The following is a 17,253-nucleotide window of genomic DNA, read 5'->3' as shown; positions in this document are numbered from 1 at the left end:
GGAAACTGCCATGCAACGTCCATTTGTCATCCTTGCACACGTCGCACATCCAGCCATTCTCGAGGGCTTCTTGCCTGCAGCACACGCGCGCGGGGTGCCGGTTGTGGTGATTACTGATCACGCCCAGGAGCACCGGCGTCTGCTCGCCACCTCGCACATTTCGCCCGACCAGCTGCACGTTATCGAATGTGATGTGTTCAATCCGCTGGCAGTTATCGAGACGCTCAACGCCCAGGGCTTGCGCCCCGTGGCTGTGTTCTCCAACAGCGACCACCTGCAAACCGCCACGGCGATGGTGGCCGAGACATTCGAGTGTCCAGGCAAGGACTGGCGACTGTGTTACGCGGCGAAGAACAAGGCGGCCATGCGCGAGCGCATGCAACGACTGGGTTTGCCTGGGCCGTGGTTTCAGGTACTCACATCGAAGAGCCCATTGCCGGCCGATGCGCCATGGCCGGTGGTGGCCAAGCCTCGTGAAGGCGTTGCCAGCCTGGACGTCAGGCTATGTCACAACGCGGACGACCTGGGCACTTACTGCGAGCAGTTCTGGCAGCAGCAACCTGATCGGGCACTGTTGCTCGAAGCTTATATGGAAGGCCCGTTGTTCACCCTCGAAACCCTGGGGGACGGACGGACCCTGCAAGCCATTGGCGGCTTCGACGTGACCCTGTCTGCGCCGCCGCATTTTGTGGAACTCGCCGCACGCTGGAACGGCCACCTCAGTTGCGCGCAGCGTTCTGCGGCGCTGGCACAAGTCGCTGCATTCGGGGTCAATTTCGGTGTGTGCCACAGCGAGTTCATTCTGACCGCCCAAGGCCCGGTACTGGTTGAAATCAACTATCGCAGTATCGGGGATGGCCGGGAGTTCCTGCTTGACCGCCTGCTGCCGCAAGGGTGGTTCGATCGTATTGTCGCGGTGCATTTGGGGCACGCCCTGAGCGCTGCGCAACCGGCGCAAGCCCAGGCCACCGTGCATTACCTGGTAGCCGACCGCAGCGGGCGCCTGGACCAGGCCAGCGCCAGTTTCAACGTCGAGCGAGAAGGGCACTGGTGCGATTATCGGGCGTTGCAGCATGCGGGGGATACGGTGACTATCAGCCACTCCAACAAAGACTATGTCGGTGTGCTGCGCCTGATCGCGCCGGATGATGTCAGCCTTGATGCGCAACTGAGTTCGACCCTGAACGACCTGAAATGGGTGGTGGCATGAGCCTGCAACCAGAGGTCGCCGATCAGGGCTTCATCACCCGGCGCATCATCGATTGTTGCCTGCGCGAAGACATTCGCGGGGTTGTCAGCCAGGGGCAGCTTGGCCCGCTGCCCGAAGCGTTGAGCCCCTATCTGCATCAGCAGCCCGGCGCCCACTGGCTCCGTATCGCCCATTTGGGCGCCGACGAGCTATGGCTGCCCGTTGTCAGGGCCTATCCGTTGCAGGACTGGATCGGTACAGGCGACGCCTGGATCAAGGTTTCGTCGCAACAACCGGTCGAGGTCCAGCGCGGCTATTCGCAATGGCTGGGCCACTTGAGTCAGGGCCTGGATGAAGAAAGCCTGGCGCTGTTCGCGGCGTATCTGAAAGAAGCGGATTGCGCCACTGAACACCGGACCCTGTGCAATCAGGCCTATCACCACTGTGCCCCCGGTCTCGGTGATGTCATTGCGCTCAAGGACTGGTCACAGCGGTTGTTGAAAATAGACCAGTTGGCGAGCTATCTGGATCACCCGTTCTACCCCACGGCGCGGGCTAAAAGCGGTTTCGATGCGGCGGCGCTTAAAGGCTACGCCCCGGAGTTTGCACCGCGCTTTGAACTCAACTGGCTGGCGATTCCCAGCCAGGCGCTGACCCTGACCAGCCCGCCGCCGCCGCATTGGCCGGACTTTGAAGAAGTCGGCCTGTCGCCGACCTTGCACAACAGCCATTCATTGTTGCCGGTTCATCCGCTGACCTGGAACGAACTTGAGCACTATGGCTTGCCCGAAGGCACACTCAGGGCTCCACGTACCGCCATGCAGGTCGAGCCCACGCTGTCCGTGCGAACGGTGGTGTGCATCGACCAACCGCAGTGGCACCTCAAACTGCCGTTGCTGGTCAGCACCCTCGGGGCGCGCAATTTACGCCTGATCAAACCGAGCACTCTGTATGACGGTCACTGGTTTCAAACCACCTTGATGGCTTTGGCCGAGCGCGATACGGCCCTGGCATCCCGGTATCTGCACGTCGATGAAAAACATGGCGGTCATGCGGACCAGAGTCGTCATCTGGCTTACATCGTGCGTCGTTATCCCTCAGGTCTTGAAAACACCACGCTGGTGCCCGTCGCAGCGCTGGCCAGCCCGCTTACCGATGGGCGGCTGTTCCTTGAGCAATTGGTCGAGCGCTTCTACGCAGGTTCATTGCAACACTGGCTCAACGACTATCTCGACCTGCTGCTGCAGGTGCATCTGCGGCTTTGGCTGCATTACGGCATCGCATTGGAGGCCAACCAGCAGAACGCCGTACTGATTTTCGAACCCGGGCAACCATTGCGACTGTTGATGAAGGACAACGACGCCGCTCGTTTGTGGCCTCAGCGCTTCGCTGCTGCCTGCCCGGATCTCGCCGATTTGCCGACAGCGCTGCAGGATGAGCGCATTCGTGTCGACAGCACCCAGCCCTTGGCCGAGATGTTCTGCACCATCACCTTGCAACTGAACATCGTGGCCATTGTTGAGGCCATTGCGGTCGCGGGGCTGTCCTCCCGATCCAGCCTGTACGGTACGTTGCGTCAGCGCCTGATGCTTTGTCTGGAGCAGCTCGAAACAGACGGCATCAACTGTGACGACGCACGCCTGTGGCTTCTCGACAGCCCGAAACTGCCGGTCAAGTACCTGCTCAGTGCAGGCAGCCTGTTGAGCAAGGCGCATTCCGGTGCCAGTGATATCAACAAGTTCTACGGCTACAGCGCGACGAACTTCCTGCTGGAGGAGGGGGCATGCAACGCCGTCTGATCACCAGCGTCCTGCTGGGGCATTTCCTGTCGGCTTTCACGGCGCTGGGGATTCCGCTGTACCTGCCGCGCATCCTGGCCGATCTGGCGCCCGGTACCCCTGGGTGGGCCATTGGTGTGCTGTTTGTATTGCCGACACTGTGCACCGCGCTGGCAGCGCCGATCTGGGGGCGCTGGGCCGATCGCAACGGCTGTCGCCTGTCATTGCTGCGCGCTCATGCCGGGCTGTTCGCGGGTTTTCTGCTGGCAGGCTTTAGCCCCAATCTGACGGTGTTCGTTCTGGCGTTAATCATCCAGGGCACTTTCGGTGGTGCGATGGCGGCGTCCAACGCCTATCTGTCGACCCAGTTCAAGGGCGGGGACCTGTCCCGAGCCCTGAACTGGACACAGTATTCGGCGCGGCTGGCGATGATCACTGGTCCGATCCTGCTGGGGCTGATGACTTCCAAAGGTCTGGGGTTAAGCCTGTACAGCTATCTGGCCTGGTTGCCGCTACTGGCCTTTGTGCTCGTCCTGGCGTTGCCCAACGACAAGCCCAGGCATGCTCTGGACAGCAAAAAAAACCAGGCATTGGGTGAGCTGCCGCCAGATATGGCGCGGCTGCTGGCGGTGCAGTTTTTATTCAGCTTCGCCATGGTCGTCACCTTTCCCTATTTCATGCCGTTCGGCGAGCAATTGGGAGTCGGCAGCGACACCTTGATCGGCGTGCTCTACAGCCTGCCGCATCTGGTGTACCTGCTGGCCTTGCCCTGGGTGCACAAGCATCAGGGCAACCTGCTGTTGCCGGGGTTGGCGCTGCTGGCAATCAGTAACGCGCTGCAGTTCTGGAGTGTGCAGGCCGAGCCTTTATTCGCCCTGCGCCTGCTCAGCGGGGCGGGCATGTTGCTCAGTTTTGTCGGGTTGCACCGCTGCCTGAGCCAGCGCAGCCGCCAGGGCAGTGCAGGGCGCCTGTTCGGTTGGTTCGACTCCAGCGGCAAATGGGCCGGAACCGCTGCCGGTGTCACCGCCGCCGTGGTCAGCCAGACCTGCGGCATTGCCTCTCCGTTTCTTGTTGCGTGCCTGGCGGCCATGGCGGCCATGGTCCTGGCGCGACCTCTATTGATCACTTCCCGGGAGATTCCGGCATGACGTTCGCTAGCAATACCCCATCCTTGAACACCGTATCCCTGCAGGACCATGCCCTTGATGGCGAAGCGCAGCGACATGCCATCGAGTGCCTGCTCAATTGCTATTTGCGTGAATATGCATTGCCGCGCAATGAGGCCAACCTGAACTATCAGGCTCAGGACTTGCCAATGAGCCTGCGCCAGGCCAACGGCCGTTGCATCAGCATTCGCCTGCCCGGCGGCCGGTTGGTGGTACGCATCGATCGCGCCAGCCTTCTGGGACGATGCCATTATCTCAGCGCACCTTATTTCAAGGGCAACCAACAGAGCTGGCGGCCGCTGGACGCCCATGAGCTGGCACGCCTGCTGTGTACGCCGCTCAGTGGCGCCGAGCGCGTCGGCGAGATGCTGCAGCAAGTCGCCAACAGCCTGCTGATCACCCGTACCTTTCTGCGCCACTCCCGTCCTGCCAATGAAGTTGCCGATAGCCTGCTGGCGTCCGAGCAACATCAGCTGTGGGGTCACGCCCTGCATCCGACTCCGAAGAGTCGAGAAGGTATTTCCCATGACGATTTGCTGGCCTGCTCGCCGGAAGTCGGGGCGCGCTTTCAATTGCACTGGTTCAAGGTCGACCCGGCGCTGATACGGCATCAGGGCGATGACCCGCGCAGCACCTTGCGCGACCTATCGGGGCGCGACGACGCTTACCCGTGCCACCCCTGGGAAGTCGCCCGTATACTGGCCGACCCGCTGGTGCAGCGCGCACAGCAGCAGGGCTTGATTACATACCTCGGTGCTTTGGGACAGTCCATGTACCCGACGTCGTCGGTGCGCACGCTTTACCATCCGCAGTTGCCCTATTTCATGAAGTTCTCGATGCACGTGCGCCTGACCAACTGCGTGCGCAAGAACGCCTGGTATGAGCTTGACAGTGCCGTCGCTCTGACCCGGCTGCTCGGCCCTGTCATGAACGAGCTGGCGATGCAGCAACCTGGTTTCAGGCTGATGCCCGAACCCAGTGCCACCAGCCTGGACCTCAGTGCTTTTGGCACCCTTGAACAGGCCCGGGAAGTCACTGAATGCTTCGGTATCGTGTACCGGGAAAACCTCTGCGCCGAAGACCGCGAGCGGTATCAGCCGCAAGTGGCAATGGCGCTGTTCACCTGGGATCAACAGGGTCGCAGCGTGTGCCGCGAACAGGTACAGCGCTATGCCGACCGCGCCGGTCTGGGCATTGAGCTCGCCACCCTGAACTGGCTGGATGCCTATGCTGCCCAGATGCTTGGCGGCGTACTGTATTGCCTGTTCCGTGAGGGCGTAGCGCTGGAGCCGCACTTGCAGAATACGGTCATCGGTTTCGCCGAGGATGGGCTGCCAAGCCAGGTGTGGATTCGAGACCTTGAAGGCACCAAGCTGGTCCCTGAAATCTGGCCCGCTGAACGCCTCAGCGCACTGGATGAGCGCACCCGCAGCTCGGTGTACTACAGCGCACAAAAGGCCTGGCAGCGGGTGGGCTACTGCGCCCTGGTGAACAATCTGGGCGAGGCAGTGTTCCATCTGGCCAGCGGTAGCACTGCCCTGGAGCAACAACTGTGGGCACGTATCGGCGACCTGCTGCAGGTGCAATCAGAGCGGCTTGGCCACCCCGAGCCCCTGCGAGCGTTGTGCGCCGGTGCACCATTGCCGAGCAAAGAGAACTTCATGACACGCCTGATGATGCGCGCCGACCGTGAAGCCGGTTACACCCTGTTGCCCAGTCCGCTGGCTATCATTGAAAAGAGCCAATGCGCATGAGCCTTCCTGCATCCGTCACCCACTGCATCGAGCAGCTCAAGGCTGAGCACGACGGGCCATTATGTGCCTACGTTTACGACCTGCCTGCCCTTGAACGGCACGTAAAGGCAATGCGCCAGGTACTGCCCAAAAGCTGTGAACTGTTCTACGCCGCCAAGGCCAATCCGGAAGCCCGGGTGCTGAAATCCCTTGCCCCTTGGGTCGATGGCTTTGAAGCTGCTTCAGGCGGCGAACTGACGTGGCTGCATGACCAGTGCCCCGACCAGCCGCTGATTTTTGGCGGCCCCGGCAAGCTTGATCGCGAGCTGGATCTCGCCCTGCAGTACCGGATATCGGCGTTTCATGTGGAGAGCGTGACTGAATTGCGCAGCCTGGCACGCATCGCCCGTGAGCGTGGCGTGCAGGCACCGGTCATGCTGCGATTGAATCTGAAGCTGGCCCAGGCACCGCAAAGCCGATTGGTCATGGGAGGCAAACCCACGCCATTCGGTCTGGATGAAGAGGGGCTCGCCAGTGCCCTGCACCTACTGCGTGAAGAGCCGTCTCTGGAGCTAAAGGGGCTGCACTTCCATCTTCTGTCACACCAGCTGGATGTGGACGCGCACCTGGAGTTGATTCGCAGCTACTTCCTGACATTCCGCAAGCTGTGCGCCGACAACGGCCTGCAACTGCCGATCCTGAATGTCGGCGGAGGCATGGGCATCCACTATCAGGACTCGGCGCAGTCGTTCGACTGGCCACGGTTCTGTCAGGGCCTGCAGGGTTTGATCGATGAGTACGACATGGGCGCCACCTGCATTCGTTTCGAGATTGGCCGATTTATCAGTGCTGCCTGTGGCTACTACGTCATGCAGGTACTGGACATAAAAAGCAGTCATGGCGAGTTTTTTGCCATTGGCCGCGGCGGTACGCATCACTTCCGCACGCCTGCTGCTCAAGGCCATGACCATCCGTTCACGGTAGTACGAGGCACTCAGCCAGCTCAGATCAGTGATCAGGAGGTCACGCTGGTGGGGCAGTTATGTACGCCAAAGGATGTGCTGGCCAGACGGCAACCCGTGGCGCAACTGGCGATGGGTGATTTGCTGGTGTTCACGCTGGCGGGGGCTTATGCCTGGAACATCTCGCATCAGAACTTCCTGATGCACGAGCCGCCACTGAAGGTGTTTATCGAGGGTTGAGGCTGAGCAGTACCGCTGCGGGAGCGAGCAGGCTCGCTCCCGCAGCGGGTGATCATCACGGCACGACTGGCTGCGGTGTTATGTTCGAGACGTTGTGGGCGGGCATCATCTCCCAGGCATCACGGGGTTCGTCCAGATCGCGGTTGAGTGTTTCCGGAGTTTTGAAGGTGGTGTAAAGGGTGATCAGCGTCAGTAGCGACAGGTAGCAGGCAATCGGCAGCCAGGCGCCAATGCCCGCGCTGGCGTCGCCATCGTGGCTGGCCACGACCAGGGCGATAAGGCCTGCGCCGATCAAGGGCGCAATGCCACCCGCGATCACGGCCGAGGCTTCCCTGGCGATGGAAACGCCCATGTAACGGTGACGCGAACCAAACAGCTCGGGCATAAGCGCCGCTTGCGTACCGAACATCCCCCAGGTACCGATGCCCAGCGCGATGGAGATGGCAATGATGCTCGCCACCACATTGCCCTGACTCAGTACCCACCACACCGGAAAAGCCAATACCAGTTGCAGCATGGCAAAAGCCCGGTAGACCACCACACGACCAAAGCGGTCGCTGAGTTTGCCGGCAATCGGTACGGTCAGCGCGCCGAGACTGGCAGCGCAGATCAATGTCAGCACACCCACCGGGCCTTGCAGGCCAACTACGCCAACGATGTAGCTCACCGCCAGGGCTTGATAAATCGAAGAACCGCCGTTTTCTCCCAGGCGCAGGCCGATGCCGAGCAGCAGGGTGGGCTTGGAGTGCTTCATGGAACTTTTAAGCGGGTTGTCGCAGACGCGCTTGAGTGCCTTGAGGCGGATAAATGTCGGCGATTCCTTGAGCGACAAACGCATGTACAGGCCCAGGGCAACGATCACCACGCTGCTGAAAAACGGTATGCGCCAAAGCCCGCTCTCCAGCACGTTGTCACTGCTGCTGATCACCAAAAAGTACACCAGCGCCGCAAGGATGGTGCCCAGCTGGATGCCAAGGAATGGCAGGGCGGCATAGAAACCGCGTCTGCCTTCGGGGGCGTACTCGGTCATCATGACGGCTGCGCCTGCCTGCTCGGCACCTGCGCCCAGGCCCTGGAGCAGACGCAGAACCACCAGCAGGACCGGTGCCAGATAACCGACCTGTTCAAAAGTGGGCAGGGCGCCAATCAGGGTGCTGGAAACACCCATCAGCAGCACGGTGGATGTCAGCACGAATTTGCGCCCTACGCGGTCTCCGATCATGCCGAACAGCACGCCGCCGAGGGGGCGAATGGCAAAACCCAGGAAGTAAGTACCGAAGCTGGCGATGAGGCTCATGGTACGGGTCTGTTCAGGAAAGAACAGCGGCCCGAAAATCAGTGCGGCGGCCAACGTATAGAGGGCAAAGTCGTAATATTCCAGAGCACTGCCCAAGGAGCAGGCCCAGGCAGCGCGGTGCAAGTCTTTCTTGTGTTCTTGCGGTTCGGGGACCAGGTCAATGTCAGATGGAGAATGATCATGAGTCATGTTGGTACCTTCTGGTAGGTGCCTTTACGGCATCTTGTTATCGATAGGCAGCAGGGTTACTTACAATTTCAGTCTCTGTATTTCATGGAGCATGGCCTGCTCCATAACGTCGATGGGTGCATCGTGTTCGGTGTACAACTCGATTTGCCGACATGCCTGGTGCACCAGCATGCGTGTGCCGCTAACCGTGCGGCAGCCCAGCCCTGCCGCTTGCAGCAGCAGGGCGGTCTGCACGGGCATGAACGCCACGTCCATGACAATCAGGTGGCTGGCCAGCAGGCCGTCCAGCGGGTTGCTGTCCGGTTGCTTGAACCCCACGGACGTCGCGTTGATGACGATGTCGAAATCCTGGGCTGCAAATGCATCGACGCTGCCGCCCCATCGAGCCCCCAAATCCTCGGTCAATGCCTTGCCGCGCTCGCGGCTGCGGTTAAACACCGTGACCCGGGCCGCTGCTTGCAGGCAGCCGTAAACCACGGCCCGGGCAGCGCCACCGGCACCGATCACGGCAATGCGCCTGCTGTTCAGTTCGCTGACTTCCTGCAGGGCACGCACTGCGCCCAGATAGTCGGTGTTGTAGCCAGTAAGCACGCCGTCGATGTTATTGATGGTGTTGACTGCGCCAATCACGTGGGCGGACTCGTCAATCACATCCAGATGAGCCATCACGGCGGTTTTGTAAGGCATGGACACGTTCATGCCGCGTATACCCAAGGCCCGGATGGCCGCGACGGCGGCCACCGGGTCTTCAACGCCAAAGCACACAAAGGTGTAGTCCAGACCGAGCGCGGCATAGGCCGCATTGTGAATTTTTGCGGAGAGGGAAAACGGCGACCCCATGATCGAACCGCACAGGGTTGGCAGGGATTGGGGCATGGGTGCCTCCTTGAATTGGATTTATGAGTGGGGCAATGCCGCCACTTTCAACCCCTCCCGCCCTTGAGTGCCAATCGTATATGGTGATGCCGTGATCACGGATCGTGATCACCAAAAGAGCGGTGCCGCTGGTGTTGGATGTTGTGTGCCATCAACCCTGCAAGTGCTGGAAGAGATTTAGTAGCCGCCGCCTCGCGGAGCGAGGCGGCGAACGGACACTACATAAACTCAGAAAAATACCGGACTCATTAGCTCAAGGCGGCGATCAGACGTTCAAGCTGTTTGCAGGCGCCATCGTCCAGTGGCGATACCGGCAAGCGCGGGTTGCCGACTTCCAGTCCGGTGTTGCGCAAGCCGGCCTTGATGGTTGCTGGTAAGCCGCCCTTGAGGATGAAATCCAGCAGGGGTAACTGGCGGTAAAACAACGCCCGTGCCCGCTCCAGATCATTGGCCAGAATGGCCGCGTACAACTCAAGGTTAAGGGGCGCTATCAAGTTGGGGGCTGCGGTGCACCAGCCCTTTGCGCCTGCGGCAAAGGCTTCCAGTGCCAGAGGATTGCAGCCGTTGTAAAACGGCACCTGCCCCTCGCCCAGCACGTGCAGGCGGTGCATGCGCTGGATGTCCCCCGTGCTCTCCTTGACCATGGTGACGTTCTCAACGGCGTTGAAGATCCGCAGGATCAGCTCGGGCGACATGTCCGTGCCGCTGGTGGCCGGGTTGTTATAGAGCATGATCGGCACCTGGATACTGCTGCCGATGGCCTGGTAGTGGGCAAGAATTTCCGCTTCGCTGAGTCTCCAGTAAGACGCAGGCAGCACCATGACCACATCGGCACCCTGGGCCTGGGCAAAGCGCGCACGGCGTACGGCTTTGGCGGTGGTCAAATCTGAAACGCTGACGACGGTCGGGACTCGTCTGGCCACGTGCTGGATGCTGAATTCGCACACCCGGTCCCATTCAAGGTCACTCAGGTAGGCGCCTTCGCCCGTGCTGCCCAATGGCGCGATGGCATGTACGCCGCTGTCGACGAGGCGGTCTATGGATTGCCCCAGAGCATCCAGGTCCAAGTGTTCGCCGTCAGCGGAAAATGGGGTGATGGTGTAGCCGATGATGCCGTGGATATCAGGGGTCGACATGTCGATGTCCTTGAGAAAAGGGGGGGTCAGTTCAGGCAATCGGCATGACGACGAAGGTTTTGCCGGACGTAATAGTTGAAGGCGGCAGTGTGGCGTTTGGGCCTGGCAATCCAGTCGTGGGCTTCGCGGCCCAGTTCAGGCTGGATCGGCTTGATTTCACCTGCGGCCATGGCCAGCAATTGCAGTTTGGCGGCCCGCTCGATCAACTGCGCAATCACGCACGCTTCTTCAATGCTGGCGCCGGTCGACAATTGGCCGTGATGGGAAAGCAGCACCGCCCGTTTTTTGCCCAGCGCACCGGCAATCAGTTCGCCTTCTTCATTGCCCACCGGAACACCCGGCCAGCCTTCGAGAAACGCGCAATCGTCATACAGGGGGCACAGATCCATGTGCGAAATCTGCAGTGGAACCTCCAGCATCGACAACGCACTGACATGGGTGGGATGGGTGTGAATGATGCAGTTTACGTCCGGACGGGCGCGGTACACCCAACTGTGGAAACGGTTGGCCGGATTGGGCATGCCGTGGCCTTCGAGCACTTCCAGGTCCTCATTGACCAACAACAGGTTGCCTGCGCTGATCTCATCGAAACCGAGCCCTAACTGCTGGGTGTAGTAAGTGCCGGGTTGCGGGCCACGAGCGGTAATTTGCCCGGCCAGGCCCGAGTCATGACCGTTCTCGAACAAAATACGGCAGGTCAGTGCCAGCTTTTGCCGGTCAGTCCACGTATTATCCGCCAGGGTTTGTTGCATCTGTTGCAGTGCCTGCTTGACCAATTGGTCTTTGGGGAGTGCTAGTGTCTTGCTCATAGAGGTGTCCTCTGATGCGTTCATTAAGCGTCGAGTTCGCTGTCACTCATCTCTGGGGAGGGCATGGGTGAATACAAATGACACGAAAGATCCTATATGACACATTGTGTCATTGGCAAGCATGAGTCGTTTCCTTTTTTGTGAGCTGACCGTTTTTTATGTCTATCCGATTGAAATTGCTAAGAAAAAAACTGGGGATGAGCCTGGAGTCCTTGGCTGAAAAATCCGGCATGACCAAGAGTTATCTGTCGAAAATCGAGCGCGGCCTTAATACGCCGTCGATTGCGGCAGCCTTGAAGCTGGCCAAAGCGCTGAATGTGAAGGTCGAAGAGTTGTTCAGCGAAGAAAACGTCCAGCTCGACAGCTACAGCCTGATACGCAGCGATGAGCGTCAGTCATTGGCAGCCAATGACCAGAGCTTGGGGTACGCCGTGCTGGCCCATCAGGTGGGGGAGCGCAGCATGCTGCCGTTCATGATTTATCCGCCGGCCGATTTCATTGACAAAGCCTTCAAGGAGCACATGGGCGAGGAGTTTCTGTTTGTCCACGAGGGGCAGGTCGAAGTGGACTTCATGAACGAGCGTGTGTTGCTCAATCGCGGGGATGCCTTGCATTTCAACGCGCAGAAACCGCACCGTATTCGTTCGGTGGGCGAGCAGCAGGCCCAACTGCTGGTGGTGGTGAACAGCGCTCAAGAGTGAGGCGGGAGGAGGGGGCTCCAAGCCGAGACGGCTGAGCCCCGAAACTTTATTGAACCGGGAGTTTTTCCAGCGCCCCACGCAACTCCTCAGCGGTCGCGAACTCTTGCTGGGAAACCAGCGTGCCATTGTCCAGTTGCAGCCACAGCACCTTCTCTTCGGCGCCCGGGTAGTTGGCGGCAATACTGCCATCGCGGTCCAGGACCACACGATAGCTGTAGTCACGCATGGCCGGGATGGCGATGAACTTGCCGATCAGCGAGGGCATGCGCTGTACATCGGCCAGGAACACCACGTTGCGCGCTTCCAGATAGCCCTTGGCCTCGTTTTCCAGTGCAGCCTTGACCAGTTTGGAACCGTCCATGTTGCGTGCTACCAGCAGAACCCGGGTTTGAGTGTCCAGGGTGTAGGGTTGGTCATGCTGGTCCTGCAGGGTCCAGGGCGTCAGGCGCTCGCCGATATTCGCCGCGAAGGCCTGCATGGACAGCGCGCTCAACAGCAGCACAAGTGCAATTCTCACCGTTTGATACCCCTTCAGGTTGTGTAGTCGAAGCGTTGGAGCCCGACATGCATCGGGCATGGCGCGTATGGTATCCCACAGGATCAGGTAAAAGTTCTGAGACGCATTTAGCTACAAATTGCTCTATGGTTAAACGCAACCGGCCATAGGAAGTGCACTGATGACTCGTCTTACCGCGAAAGACTTTGCCCCTGAGTTGCTTGAGCTCTATGACTACTACGCCCACGGCAAGATCAACCGTCGCGAGTTCCTGGATCGTGCCGCGTTGTTCACCCTGGGTGGTTCAGCGCTTAGCGTGCTGGCTGCGCTAAGCCCTGATTACGCGCTCGCCGAACAGGTCTCTTTTACCGACCCGGATATCGTGGCCGAGTACGTCATGTATCCATCTCCGAAGGGCAACGGCCAGGTTCGCGGCTATCTCGTGCGTCCTGCCAAGGCGCAGGGCAAGTTGCCAGCTGTGGTGGTGGTTCATGAAAATCGCGGGCTCAACCCCTATATCGAAGATGTCGCCAGGCGGCTGGCCAAAGCGGGGTATATCGCCCTCGCACCCGATGGTCTGACCTCAGTGGGCGGCTACCCGGGCAATGACGCGCAAGGGTTGGCATTGCAACAAACGGTCGATCCCACCAAGTTGATGAACGACTTTTTTGCCGCAGTGGAATGGCTGATGCAGCACGACGCGACGACCGGAAAAGTAGGGATTACCGGGTTCTGCTATGGCGGTGGGGTGGCCAACGCGGCTGCGGTGGCCTATCCGGAGCTGGGGGCGGCGGTATCGTTTTACGGGCGCCAGGCCGCTGCCGATGAGGTCAGCCGCATCCAGGCGCCACTCATGCTTCAGTACGCCGGGCTGGACACGCGAATCAACGAAGGGTGGCCGGTCTTCGAACAGGCGCTTAAGGCCAATGGCAAAAATTATGCAGGGCATGTCTACCCGGGGGTAAACCACGGCTTTCATAACGATTCAACGCCCCGCTACGATGAGGCCGCGGCGACATTGGCCTGGAGCAGGACGCTGGATTGGTTCGGCAAGTATCTGGCGTAAAGGCTTAGCTGTTCTTTTTGCGCAAGCTCTTGAGTCGGGCGCTGGCGCGTTGCACGGCGGCCATTTTTTCCGGACGTTTCATGCTCCGCCACTTGCGGATGTCTTCCTTGGTACGCCCGCAACTCACGCAGAGATCGCCACTCAACTGGCACACGGCTATGCACGGATTTTCAATGTCTTTAGCCAATCAGTTGCGCCCCGTCTGCTTTTGGGCCAGACGCTTTGGCCAGTTGCCGCCACAGCTGCGCTGGCATTCTTCTTCAGAATCGAAAAATACGTGGGCCGAGCCATTACGCACCTTCACCTGGGCATCAGCCAATGCCCGGGCCGTCAGTTCACCCATATAACTGGCCTCGCCATCGGCCAGGGCGAAGTCTTTACTGGCTTGTGTATCGAACACCCAGACCACCTTGAGGCTGGCCGGGAAGGCCTCGTAGTCGACCACATGAGTCAGCCAGACAAACCCCGGAATCTGTGATTTGGCTGTTTCACAGGCCTCGGTCAGGGTGGTGATCAGACGACGTTCGATCTGTGCCTGGGTGCGCTTGCTTAAAGACATGGGTGAATCCTGTTGATGGGCGGAGCAAAAGCGCGATTATACCTGACCTCGGGGCTCGGTCACTGCAGCGACTGCCGCTTCGCCCAAAGTGCCACCTGAGGTAGAATGACGCAGCAAGTCGGCTGGCCGCCCTGGATCGTCGTATCCACACACGTTCCCCGGAAGGAGCTGTGAGCAGGCCGGGCATCAAGGAGCCGCAAGTGCTGCACAAAAAATGTTACCCAAGCAGCTGAAGCCAAAACCAACAAGAGATCAGCGCCCAAGGTGCATAAAGTGAGGTCTGTAACGTGCACAGGCCTTATATATCTGCCCGTTCAAGGTTTGAGGATCGGTTCGATCGCAGGCGACAAGCCTGTGGTGAGTCGAAGAATTTCATGCTCTGCGTGTCGGGTGGATGGCGTTTTATCTTAGGTACTACAACATGTTTAAAAAAGTGAACAAGGGGCTACTGGGTCTGGCGCTGACCATGGGGATTACCTCCGTGCACGCTGCCGAGCCTAAACAGGTGGATGTACTGCTGATTGGCGGCGGCATCATGAGCGCTACTCTGGGTGTCTGGCTCAATGAGCTGGAACCTGGCATGTCCATGGAGATGATTGAACGTCTCGATGGCGTTGCCCAGGAAAGCTCCAACGGCTGGAACAACGCCGGTACCGGTCACTCGGCCCTGGCCGAGTTGAACTACACGCCAGAAGACAAGAACGGCAACGTTGAAATCCCGAAGGCCATTGAAATCAATGAAGCTTTCCAGGTGTCGCGTCAGTTCTGGTCCTGGCAGGTCAAGAACGGCGTTCTGAAAGACCCGCGTTCGTTCATCAACTCCACTCCGCACATGAGCTTTGTGTGGGGCGATGACAACATCAAGTTCCTGAAGAAGCGCTACGAGGCCCTGCAGGCCAGCCCTCTGTTCGCGGGCATGGAATACTCCGAAGACCCGGTGCAGATCAAGAAGTGGGTTCCGCTGATGATGGAAGGGCGTGACCCGGCTCAAAAAGTCGCGGCCACCTGGTCTCCGATCGGTACTGACGTGAACTTCGGCGAAATCACGCGCCAGTTCGTGGCTTACCTGCAAACCAAGCCTCAATTCTCGCTCAAACTGTCGAGCGAAGTTGAAGACATCAAGCGCAATGAAGATGGTTCATGGCGTGTGGTGTACAAAAACCTGAAAGACGGCACCAAAACCGAGACTGATGCCAAGTTCGTATTCATTGGCGCAGGCGGTGGTGCTCTGCACTTGCTGCAGAAGTCCGGCATTCCTGAAGCCAAGGAATACGCAGGCTTCCCGGTTGGCGGCTCGTTCCTGGTCACCGAAAACCCTACCGTTGCTCAGCAGCACCTGGCCAAGGCCTACGGTAAAGCATCGGTTGGCGCACCGCCGATGTCGGTTCCTCACCTGGACACCCGCGTGCTGGATGGCAAGCGCGTAATCCTGTTTGGCCCGTTCGCGACCTTCTCTACCAAGTTCCTCAAGGAAGGCTCGTACTTCGACCTGCTGACCAGCACCACGACCCACAACATCTGGCCAATGACCAAAGTCGGCATCGAACAGTACCCACTGGTTGAATACCTGGCTGGCCAACTGATGCTGTCTGACGAAGATCGCTTCAATGCTTTGAAAGAGTACTTCCCGAACGCTAAATCTGAAGACTGGCGCCTGTGGCAAGCCGGTCAGCGTGTTCAGATCATCAAGCGTGATGAAGAGAAGGGCGGCGTGCTGAAACTCGGTACCGAGATTGTCAGCGCCAAAGACGGCAGCATCGCAGGTCTGTTGGGCGCATCGCCTGGTGCATCCACCGCTGCACCGATCATGCTGACCGTGCTCGAAACCGTGTTCAAGGACAAGGTTGCGACGCCAGAGTGGCAAGCCAAGCTGCACCAGATCGTGCCGAGCTATGGCACCAAGCTGAACGGTGATCCTGATCGCGTTGCTCAAGAGTGGGCCTACACAGCTGAAGTCCTGCAATTGACTCCGCCGCCGGCGATCCCGGCTGCAACTCACACTGCAGCCCCTGCTGCCGCGCCGGCCAAGCCTGCGCCAAGCAACCCAGCGGCTGACATGGCGCTGTAAAAAAACGGCCCCACCCGACGCTGTTCGGGTGGGGCTGCTTTACCTCGCACTACCCCCTCCTACATTCGCCTCGCACCATACGCACCGGGTATCGGCCCTTACTGCGTGCCGAACAAGGCCGTCCAGTAAATGCCTGCGTCACTTTTGGGGTCTACCGCGTAGGCTGCGCCGAGCTCGCGAAACTCAGGGTTCATTACGTTGGCGCAGTGGCCAGGACTGGCCAGCCAGCCGTCGACCAGTTTGCGCGTGGTGTCTTGCCCGGCCGCGATATTTTCGCCGATCTGCTGGGCGATATAGCCCGCCAGTTCAGCACGGTCGCCTGGTGTCGAGCCGTCGCGCCCCTTGTGGTCAAAATAGTTGTTATTGGCCATATCCCGTGAATGGGCTTCAGCGGAGGTTGCCAGGGTGGCATTCCAGGTCAGCGGTCCGGCCGGGGCAAAGGCCTGTGTGCCGCATTGACGGGGCTGGTTGCGGGCGCTGTTGAGCATCTCAAGGACTTTCTGGCCTTCGGCCTGCCAGTCACCCAAGCGTGCCGCCAGCAGAGGGCGGGCCAGGACGATGCGCCATTCGCGCTGGTCATGGCTGACGCCGATATCGACGAACTGCGGGTCCAGCACCACGCGGCAGAAGCTTTCCTGCACCGCTTTCATGGCGGCCTGCGCATCACGGGGGCCGGAGAGATTGATCGCCTGTACGTTTACCATCGGGTATGCCGCCCGGCCAAGGGCTTGCTGCAAGTCGCCGAAGCTGCTGGCGGGCAGTATCAGCCGGGTATCAGCGGACAGCGGCGGCAACTCTTGCGAAGCCTGGCCTGCGCACAACTGGATCTGGCTGCGATACGCGTTGATCGAATCGATCAATTGCGACTCTTCGCTGGCGAGGGCCGGAACGCTGAACGCCAGCCCCAGGGTCAAGGCACCAAGACGGGCCAGGGTTAAGTGAGTACGCATATAGGTTCCCTCTAAACGTAATACCCCCATGATGCGTT

At 59.7% G+C, this 17,253-nt stretch carries 16 protein-coding genes; 8 read left to right on the top strand and 8 right to left on the bottom strand.

Annotation, left to right across the window (positions count from 1 at the left end; translation table 11 throughout):
• Positions 1-10 precede the first annotated feature (10 nt).
• From RGV06_RS04870 to RGV06_RS04850, 5 genes are read left to right on the top strand one after another with little or no spacing between them, the layout of a single operon-like run.
• Complete coding sequence (locus RGV06_RS04870; RefSeq protein ID WP_322149503.1) at positions 11-1,210, top strand: ATP-grasp domain-containing protein; 1,200 nt, start codon at positions 11-13, stop codon at positions 1,208-1,210.
• On the top strand, positions 1,207-2,988 hold the full coding sequence (locus tag RGV06_RS04865; RefSeq protein WP_322149502.1) for an IucA/IucC family protein: 1,782 nt from the start codon (positions 1,207-1,209) through the stop codon (positions 2,986-2,988). The genes RGV06_RS04870 and RGV06_RS04865 overlap by 4 nt, the downstream gene beginning before the upstream one ends.
• The gene (locus RGV06_RS04860) at positions 2,973-4,115 is read left to right on the top strand and encodes an MFS transporter (RefSeq protein WP_322149501.1); all 1,143 of its coding nucleotides are present in this window, start codon (positions 2,973-2,975) and stop codon (positions 4,113-4,115) included. Before RGV06_RS04865 ends, RGV06_RS04860 begins: the two co-directional genes overlap by 16 nt.
• Positions 4,112-5,887, top strand: a complete 1,776-nt coding sequence (locus tag RGV06_RS04855; protein ID WP_198822163.1) for an IucA/IucC family protein — start codon at positions 4,112-4,114, stop codon at positions 5,885-5,887. The genes RGV06_RS04860 and RGV06_RS04855 overlap by 4 nt, the downstream gene beginning before the upstream one ends.
• Complete coding sequence (locus RGV06_RS04850; RefSeq protein ID WP_019828444.1) at positions 5,884-7,068, top strand: type III PLP-dependent enzyme; 1,185 nt, start codon at positions 5,884-5,886, stop codon at positions 7,066-7,068. Before RGV06_RS04855 ends, RGV06_RS04850 begins: the two co-directional genes overlap by 4 nt.
• Before the next feature lie 55 nt (positions 7,069-7,123).
• Here the strand turns inward: RGV06_RS04850 and RGV06_RS04845 are convergent, their stop codons facing one another.
• From RGV06_RS04845 to RGV06_RS04830, 4 genes are all read right to left on the bottom strand, one after another.
• On the bottom strand, positions 7,124-8,554 hold the full coding sequence (locus RGV06_RS04845) for an MFS transporter (protein WP_322149500.1): 1,431 nt from the start codon (positions 8,552-8,554) through the stop codon (positions 7,124-7,126).
• 60 nt (positions 8,555-8,614) lie between these two features.
• Positions 8,615-9,430, bottom strand: coding sequence for a shikimate dehydrogenase (gene aroE, locus RGV06_RS04840; protein ID WP_322149499.1), 816 nt, complete (start codon positions 9,428-9,430; stop codon positions 8,615-8,617).
• 248 nt (positions 9,431-9,678) lie between these two features.
• Positions 9,679-10,566: a dihydrodipicolinate synthase family protein gene (locus RGV06_RS04835; protein WP_322149498.1), complete on the bottom strand. Its 888-nt coding sequence runs from the start codon at positions 10,564-10,566 to the stop codon at positions 9,679-9,681.
• Between the two features lie 26 nt (positions 10,567-10,592).
• A complete protein-coding gene (locus RGV06_RS04830; protein WP_019828438.1) occupies positions 10,593-11,375 on the bottom strand; it encodes an aldolase in 783 nt (260 codons plus the stop codon).
• Between the two features lie 158 nt (positions 11,376-11,533).
• Between RGV06_RS04830 and RGV06_RS04825 the strand changes: the two genes are divergently transcribed.
• Positions 11,534-12,076 carry a helix-turn-helix domain-containing protein gene (locus RGV06_RS04825; RefSeq protein ID WP_019828436.1) on the top strand — a complete coding sequence of 181 codons (543 nt, stop codon included), beginning with the start codon at positions 11,534-11,536 and terminating at the stop codon, positions 12,074-12,076.
• Between the two features lie 46 nt (positions 12,077-12,122).
• Here RGV06_RS04825 and RGV06_RS04820 read toward each other — a convergent pair whose 3' ends face one another.
• Positions 12,123-12,593, bottom strand: coding sequence for a hypothetical protein (locus tag RGV06_RS04820; protein ID WP_037032692.1), 471 nt, complete (start codon positions 12,591-12,593; stop codon positions 12,123-12,125).
• A 160-nt stretch (positions 12,594-12,753) separates the two neighbouring features.
• Between RGV06_RS04820 and yghX the strand changes: the two genes are divergently transcribed.
• Positions 12,754-13,638 carry a YghX family hydrolase gene (gene yghX, locus RGV06_RS04815; protein WP_019828433.1) on the top strand — a complete coding sequence of 295 codons (885 nt, stop codon included), beginning with the start codon at positions 12,754-12,756 and terminating at the stop codon, positions 13,636-13,638.
• A gap of 4 nt (positions 13,639-13,642) precedes the next feature.
• Here yghX and RGV06_RS04810 read toward each other — a convergent pair whose 3' ends face one another.
• Together RGV06_RS04810 and RGV06_RS04805 are read right to left on the bottom strand one after the other, a co-directional pair.
• Positions 13,643-13,825 carry a DUF1289 domain-containing protein gene (locus RGV06_RS04810; protein ID WP_046808641.1) on the bottom strand — a complete coding sequence of 61 codons (183 nt, stop codon included), beginning with the start codon at positions 13,823-13,825 and terminating at the stop codon, positions 13,643-13,645.
• Positions 13,826-14,197, bottom strand: a complete 372-nt coding sequence (locus RGV06_RS04805) for a hypothetical protein (RefSeq protein WP_019828432.1) — start codon at positions 14,195-14,197, stop codon at positions 13,826-13,828.
• Between the two features lie 421 nt (positions 14,198-14,618).
• Between RGV06_RS04805 and mqo the strand changes: the two genes are divergently transcribed.
• Positions 14,619-16,265: a malate dehydrogenase (quinone) gene (gene mqo, locus RGV06_RS04800; protein ID WP_019828430.1), complete on the top strand. Its 1,647-nt coding sequence runs from the start codon at positions 14,619-14,621 to the stop codon at positions 16,263-16,265.
• A gap of 98 nt (positions 16,266-16,363) precedes the next feature.
• Here the strand turns inward: mqo and RGV06_RS04795 are convergent, their stop codons facing one another.
• A complete protein-coding gene (locus RGV06_RS04795; protein ID WP_019828428.1) occupies positions 16,364-17,215 on the bottom strand; it encodes a CAP domain-containing protein in 852 nt (283 codons plus the stop codon).
• Positions 17,216-17,253 lie beyond the last annotated feature (38 nt).

The sequence above is a fragment of the Pseudomonas sp. CCI3.1 genome, assembly GCF_034313985.1.
GTDB classification, from domain to species: Bacteria; Pseudomonadota; Gammaproteobacteria; order Pseudomonadales; family Pseudomonadaceae; genus Aquipseudomonas; species Aquipseudomonas psychrophila.
The sequence above is the reverse complement of the archived record's forward strand: the minus strand, read 5'-3'. Positions and strand labels throughout refer to the sequence as shown.

Excerpts from the sequence above, each read along its gene's own strand:
- RGV06_RS04795 (WP_019828428.1), bottom strand. The coding sequence starts at position 17,215 with ATGCGTACTCACTTAACCCTGGCCCGTCTTGGTGCCTTGACCCTGGGG.
- RGV06_RS04855 (WP_198822163.1), top strand. The coding sequence starts at position 4,112 with ATGACGTTCGCTAGCAATACCCCATCCTTGAACACCGTATCCCTGCAG.
- RGV06_RS04825 (WP_019828436.1), top strand. The coding sequence starts at position 11,534 with ATGTCTATCCGATTGAAATTGCTAAGAAAAAAACTGGGGATGAGCCTG.
- RGV06_RS04850 (WP_019828444.1), top strand. The coding sequence starts at position 5,884 with ATGAGCCTTCCTGCATCCGTCACCCACTGCATCGAGCAGCTCAAGGCT.
- yghX (WP_019828433.1), top strand. The coding sequence starts at position 12,754 with ATGACTCGTCTTACCGCGAAAGACTTTGCCCCTGAGTTGCTTGAGCTC.
- RGV06_RS04870 (WP_322149503.1), top strand. The coding sequence starts at position 11 with ATGCAACGTCCATTTGTCATCCTTGCACACGTCGCACATCCAGCCATT.
- RGV06_RS04835 (WP_322149498.1), bottom strand. The coding sequence starts at position 10,566 with ATGTCGACCCCTGATATCCACGGCATCATCGGCTACACCATCACCCCA.
- RGV06_RS04860 (WP_322149501.1), top strand. The coding sequence starts at position 2,973 with ATGCAACGCCGTCTGATCACCAGCGTCCTGCTGGGGCATTTCCTGTCG.
- RGV06_RS04830 (WP_019828438.1), bottom strand. The coding sequence starts at position 11,375 with ATGAGCAAGACACTAGCACTCCCCAAAGACCAATTGGTCAAGCAGGCA.
- RGV06_RS04865 (WP_322149502.1), top strand. The coding sequence starts at position 1,207 with ATGAGCCTGCAACCAGAGGTCGCCGATCAGGGCTTCATCACCCGGCGC.
- RGV06_RS04805 (WP_019828432.1), bottom strand. The coding sequence starts at position 14,197 with ATGTCTTTAAGCAAGCGCACCCAGGCACAGATCGAACGTCGTCTGATC.
- RGV06_RS04845 (WP_322149500.1), bottom strand. The coding sequence starts at position 8,554 with ATGACTCATGATCATTCTCCATCTGACATTGACCTGGTCCCCGAACCG.
- aroE (WP_322149499.1), bottom strand. The coding sequence starts at position 9,430 with ATGCCCCAATCCCTGCCAACCCTGTGCGGTTCGATCATGGGGTCGCCG.
- mqo (WP_019828430.1), top strand. The coding sequence starts at position 14,619 with ATGTTTAAAAAAGTGAACAAGGGGCTACTGGGTCTGGCGCTGACCATG.